General features: G+C 40.7%; 5 protein-coding genes and 1 tRNA gene. 4 read left to right on the forward strand and 2 right to left on the reverse strand.

The window, feature by feature from the left end:
• Positions 1-225: 225 nt before the first annotated feature.
• Positions 226-630: a fluoride efflux transporter CrcB gene (gene crcB, locus IQ224_RS21130; RefSeq protein ID WP_194033462.1), complete on the forward strand. Its 405-nt coding sequence runs from the start codon at positions 226-228 to the stop codon at positions 628-630.
• A gap of 72 nt (positions 631-702) precedes the next feature.
• Here crcB and hpnA read toward each other — a convergent pair whose 3' ends face one another.
• A complete protein-coding gene (gene hpnA, locus IQ224_RS21135) occupies positions 703-1689 on the reverse strand; it encodes a hopanoid-associated sugar epimerase (protein WP_002748237.1) in 987 nt (328 codons plus the stop codon).
• 169 nt (positions 1690-1858) lie between these two features.
• Between hpnA and IQ224_RS21140 the strand changes: the two genes are divergently transcribed.
• Positions 1859-4393, forward strand: coding sequence for a glycogen/starch/alpha-glucan phosphorylase (locus IQ224_RS21140; RefSeq protein ID WP_002748239.1), 2535 nt, complete (start codon positions 1859-1861; stop codon positions 4391-4393).
• A gap of 85 nt (positions 4394-4478) precedes the next feature.
• Here IQ224_RS21140 and IQ224_RS21145 read toward each other — a convergent pair.
• Positions 4479-4552, reverse strand: a tRNA-Asp gene (locus tag IQ224_RS21145).
• A 239-nt stretch (positions 4553-4791) separates the two neighbouring features.
• Between IQ224_RS21145 and IQ224_RS24395 the strand changes: the two genes are divergently transcribed.
• Both IQ224_RS24395 and IQ224_RS21155 read left to right on the forward strand, forming a co-directional pair.
• On the forward strand, positions 4792-5187 hold the full coding sequence (locus IQ224_RS24395) for a COP23 domain-containing protein (RefSeq protein WP_370583159.1): 396 nt from the start codon (positions 4792-4794) through the stop codon (positions 5185-5187).
• A 101-nt stretch (positions 5188-5288) separates the two neighbouring features.
• A partial coding sequence (locus tag IQ224_RS21155; RefSeq protein ID WP_130757148.1) for a transposase occupies positions 5289-5511 on the forward strand: 223 nt, incomplete at its 3' end.

Raw genomic sequence — 5511 nt, forward strand, 5'->3', positions numbered from 1 at the left:
ACTTGGAAACTATCTCATCAAATTAGTCCCCCCATAGAACCTCCTTGAGCCATCTTGCACACTTTTCTCTTTTTGTCAAATTTTATGTTAAGAAAGATGTGACTAATGGATAGCTTATCAAGGGGGGATTAAGGGGGGATCGAACCTAAAATCCATTTTAAATTTAATTATAACCAGCTACTTAATTCTCCAATTTATTGACTATTAAAGGGCAGGAGAGATAGCATGAATTTTTTCAGGGGACGTTATAGTTTATTCGTGGCGATTGGGGCTATTTTTGGGGCTTTGAGTCGTTTTTATATCGGAGAATTAATTGACAGTATTTTCGGTCAAGAATGGGGATTTTTGGGGACATTTTTTGTCAATATTTCTGGTTGTTTAATTATTGCCTATATTTTTACTATGGTTAGAGAAAATATTCGCATAATTGCCCCGGAATTAGGATTGATGATTGCCACGGGTTTTTGTGGTTCCTATACAACTTTTTCTACCTATAGTTTAGATTCTAACAAGTTTTTAGAGCAGGGAAACTTAACTTTCGGTTTAATTTATTGGTTGGGCAGTGTTCTTGGGGGGATGATTGCGCTTAAAATTGGAGTTATTTTAGCAAGAACAGGTTTTCCTAGATGAATTATTAAGGGCGCAAAAATAGATAAATATCTAAGCACAATTGAGACCATCTTTTTCCTTTCCTACTCAGTGTTAATAAGTAATGTCTCCATTGGTTTGAAACCAATCGATGGCATCGGCTAAAGCTTGTCTAATCGGCGATTGGGGTAAGCCTAGTTCTTGCACTGCCTTCGAGGAATCGTAGTACATAGACTGTTTTGACATTTTCACGCCATCAAGGGGTATAGAGGGCGATTTTCCGAGGACAGGAAGAACTTTTTCATCCAGCCAAGCTATTAGTAAAGGAATCCAAAAAGGTAAAACAATTTTCGGAGCATTTCTGCCAGTAATTTCGGCTAATTCTGTCAACAAAGTTTTTAAAGAAGTGTTTTGATGACCTAAAATATATCTTTCGCCAGTTCTACCCTTTTCTAAAGCTAATAAATGTCCCCAGACCACATCGCGCACATCAATTAGATTTAATCCCGTATTCACATAAGCGGGCATTTTTCGCCGCAAAAAACGGAGAATAATGTCGCCAGTGGGTGTAGGCTTAAAATCAAAGGCTCCTATCGGCGTACTAGGATTAACTATAACGATATCCTGTCCTCTTTGCGCTGCTTTGAATGCTTCCTGTTCTGCCCAATACTTGGATTTTTTATAATAACCCACTAATTGATGGGCGGGACTTTGATAAGTTTCATCGACACTTTCCCCATTTTTACCCACTCCAATAGCCGCCACAGAACTGGTATAAACTATTCTGGTAATTCTCGCTAAATGCGCCGATTCCAGCACATTTCTTGTGCCTAAAACATTGTTTTGGTAGAGTTGATGTCTATCCTTTTGCCAGAGAGAATAGTGCGCCGCTACATGAAAAAGAACTTCGCATCCGACCATTAATTTAAATAAGTTCTTATCATTTAAATTACCCCGGACAATTTCGAGATCCAAACCCCGCAAATTTCTGAGATTACTCTGGGGACGGACGAGGACGCGCACTTGGTAGCCTTCGACTAAAAGCAATCGCACTAAATTCGCCCCGATAAAACCTGTTCCACCCGTCACAAAAGCACGCATTGCTCAAACTTTCCCCTGTTTTCGCTTCCTATCGGTAACTGAAATTTAATCACCTTAACTTCATCATTACTATACCTTAATCTTAGTCAAGATTTAAGCTTTTCTTGATACAATTTCAGGGCGGGTTATCTTAGACTAAGAGGAGTCAATTTTTAGTCAAAACACTCCTATGGATCCATCTCCAGAGTCAACTTTTGTTTGTCCGATTATCATCGAAGACGACAGAACAGGATTAGACACAGAAACTATCCGACGGGCTTTAAGGGATAATTTACTCTATATTCAAGGTAAATTACCGGAATTAGCCAGCAAAAACGATCTTTACATGGCCTTAGCTTATACTATCCGCGATCGTTTATTGCAGCGTTGGTTAACCACCCAACAAACCTATCTAAAAAAAGATGTCAGAACCGTTTGTTATCTCTCAGCTGAATTTTTAGTCGGTCCCCATTTGGCCAATAATTTAATTAATCTCGGTATCTACGAACAGGTCCAGAAAGCTGTCAGCGAATCGGGATTAAAACTAGAAGAATTAATTGCCCAGGAAGAAGAACCGGGGTTAGGAAATGGTGGTTTAGGTCGTTTAGCTGCCTGTTATCTTGATTCCCTTTCTACCCTAGAAATTCCAGCTATTGGTTACGGTATTCGCTACGAATTTGGTATCTTTGATCAAGAAATTCACGACGGTTGGCAGGTGGAAATAACCGATAAGTGGTTACAGTATGGAAATCCTTGGGAAATTGCCCGACCGGAAGCGGGAGTAGAGGTAAAATTTGGCGGTTATACCGAATCCTATACCGACGAAAATGGTAATTATCGCAGTCGTTGGATTCCTGATTATGTAGTCAAAGGAATTCCCTACGATACCCCAATTCTCGGCTATCGAGTTAACACCGCTAATACCATGCGTCTATGGAAGTCAGAAGCTTGTGAATCTTTTGATTTTGGTCGCTTTAATCGCGGCGATTATTATGGTGCGGTGGATAATAAAGTTCACTCGGAAAATATCAGTAAAGTTCTCTATCCTAACGATGAACCAATTCAAGGCAAAGAACTACGTTTAGAACAGCAATATTTCTTTGTTTCCTGTTCCCTACAGGATATGATTCGTATTCACTTACATGAGAACCCCAGTCTCAATAGTTTTCATCAAAAATGGTCGGTACAATTGAATGATACTCACCCTTCCGTCGGGGTGGCTGAGTTAATGCGCTTGTTAATTGACGTGCATCATTTCGATTGGGATAAAGCTTGGTTTATCACTCAAAATACCTTCGCCTATACCAATCATACTCTTTTGCCAGAAGCTTTAGAAAAATGGCCTTTGAGTATTTTTGGTCGTCTTTTACCGCGATTAATGGAAATTATCTATGAAATTAACCATCGTTTCTTGGATAAAATTCGCATTATTTATCCCCATGATGATGGCAAAATTTCCCGTTTATCTATAATCGATGAAAGCGGCGAAAAATACGTCCGTATGGCTCACCTCGCCTGTGTAGGTTCCCAGGCAATTAATGGGGTGGCAGCTCTCCATACAGAATTACTGAAAAAAGATGTTCTACGCAATTTTTATGAACTCTTTCCTGAAAAGTTTAGCAACAAAACCAATGGAGTTACTCCCCGGCGCTGGATAGTTTCTAGTAATCCCCGCTTAACTTTTGCAATTACCGAAAAAATCGGCGAAAATTGGATTAAGCATCTGGAGGATTTACGCGGTTTAGAAAATTATGTGGATGACGGTGAATTTCGGGACTCTTGGCGAAGAATTAAATACGATATTAAGGCAGATTTAGCCAATTATATCGATAAAAAAGTCGGCATTAAAGTTGATCCTAGTACCCTCTTTGATGTGCAGGTAAAACGCATTCACGAATATAAACGGCAACATCTCAACGTTTTACATATCGTCACTCTCTATCATCGCCTCAAAAATAATCCCAATCTCGATATTACCCCCCGTACCTTTATTTTCGGTGGTAAGGCAGCCCCGGGTTATTTTATGGCGAAATTAATCATTAAATTGATTAATTCTGTGGCAGAAGTAATCGATAATGATCCGACAATTGGAGGACGGTTAAAAGTGGTTTTCCTACCCGATTATAATGTCACCTTCGGTCAACGGGTTTATCCAGCTGCCGACTTGTCCGAACAAATTTCCACCGCCGGGAAAGAAGCTTCGGGAACTGGTAATATGAAATTCTCCATGAATGGTGCCTTAACTATCGGCACTCTCGATGGGGCAAATATCGAAATTCGTGAAGAGGTGGGAGCGGAAAATTTCTTTCTTTTTGGATTGACAACCGAGGAGGTTTATGCTAAAAAAGCCGCTGGTTATAATCCCCAAGAATACTATTACCATAACGAAGAATTGCGGGCAGTATTAGACCTCATTGGTTCGGGATTTTTTAGCCGGGGTGATAGTAGTTTATTCCGTCCGCTTGTGGATAATCTTATCTACGATGATCCCTATATGTTACTGGCTGATTATCAGTCCTATATCGACTGTCAGGAAGGAGTCGGTCGCGCTTATAAAGATCAAGAACATTGGAGTCGTTTAGCGATTCTTAATGTGGCCCGCATGGGTAAATTCTCTAGCGATCGATCGATTCGGCAATACTGCGAAGAAATCTGGCGGGTACAACCGGTAAAGATTGAATTACCCGATTATATTCAAGCTAATGCTGGTTTATCGGTAAATTAGAACCAATCTAGGCAGTAGGATTCTGTTTATTCATCCTACTGCCCACTGGTCAACTCGCCTTAAACGACTCTAATCTGGATTTTTACGGGATTGACGGGGCTCGAACCCGCAACTTCCGCCGTGACAGGGCGGTGCTCTAACCAATTGAACTACAATCCCATTTTTGCGACAATTCTAATTGTAACTTCATCATCAGGGTTATGTCAAGCACCTCTGGGAAAATTTTTTTTGAGGGAGTGGGGAGAGAGGAGATGGGGAGAGGGGGGAAACAATTGATAACTGGGTTTTGAAAGTTGGATTGGGAGTTAATCGTACTATCGATCAAAAACGGATTTGCTATACTTCAAACGGTCACAATGCGAGTTTTTGCGGCTCTTCTCGACTTTGTATGATAATCAGTGCTGATCATTCCTAGTAGTCTTGCTAGGCAAGGCTTTGAAGACTATAGTTCTGGAAAATTATCCCTATTCCTCTTCGTTGGGGCTTTGGCTATTGGTGGGCAGCCCAGTTCTGCTCAAACTCAGAAGTTTTTTTGCAGTATGAGCAGAGAAGGAGGACCCGCAACCTTTGTTGTCACTGAACTTGCGGGTAATGTTGAGCTAATTCGTTGGCAAGACGATTCTTTTCCTCCACCTCATACTCCTCAACAGCGTTGTGTAATTGTATCTCAAAGATTCCAAAGATTTTACTCCAATGGTACATTGAAGTTTATTAAAGCGGCAATACTCAGAGGAGAACCTATCTTGTGCGTTGCCACTTTTAAAGGCGGCCCTTGTCTTAAAGCTATCCATTAGTCAGATCTTTCTTAACAAAAAGAGAAGAAACTTAAAAAAAGGGGAAACGATTGATAGGTATAGTTTTGAAAGAAGGAATTAAGGTGGAGGTAAGCAAAAAAATGGAGAAATGGGCAGCCCAAGAATTACAATATGCAGACCTAGGGGACACCAGAAGAAAGAAAAGGTTAATCAGTATCGTAGAAAACTTGGCCAGTCAACCTAGTACAAGTGTGCCACAAGCTTCGGGAAATCTAGCCGCAGCGAGTGCCACCTACGACTTTTGGAATTCCCCCTATTTTCACCCCTCAGATATAATTGCCGCCCAAGCTAAAAGTACAGTAG

Source organism: Microcystis sp. LEGE 00066, from assembly GCF_015207925.1.
Lineage (GTDB): Bacteria > Cyanobacteriota > Cyanobacteriia > Cyanobacteriales > Microcystaceae > Microcystis > Microcystis ichthyoblabe_A.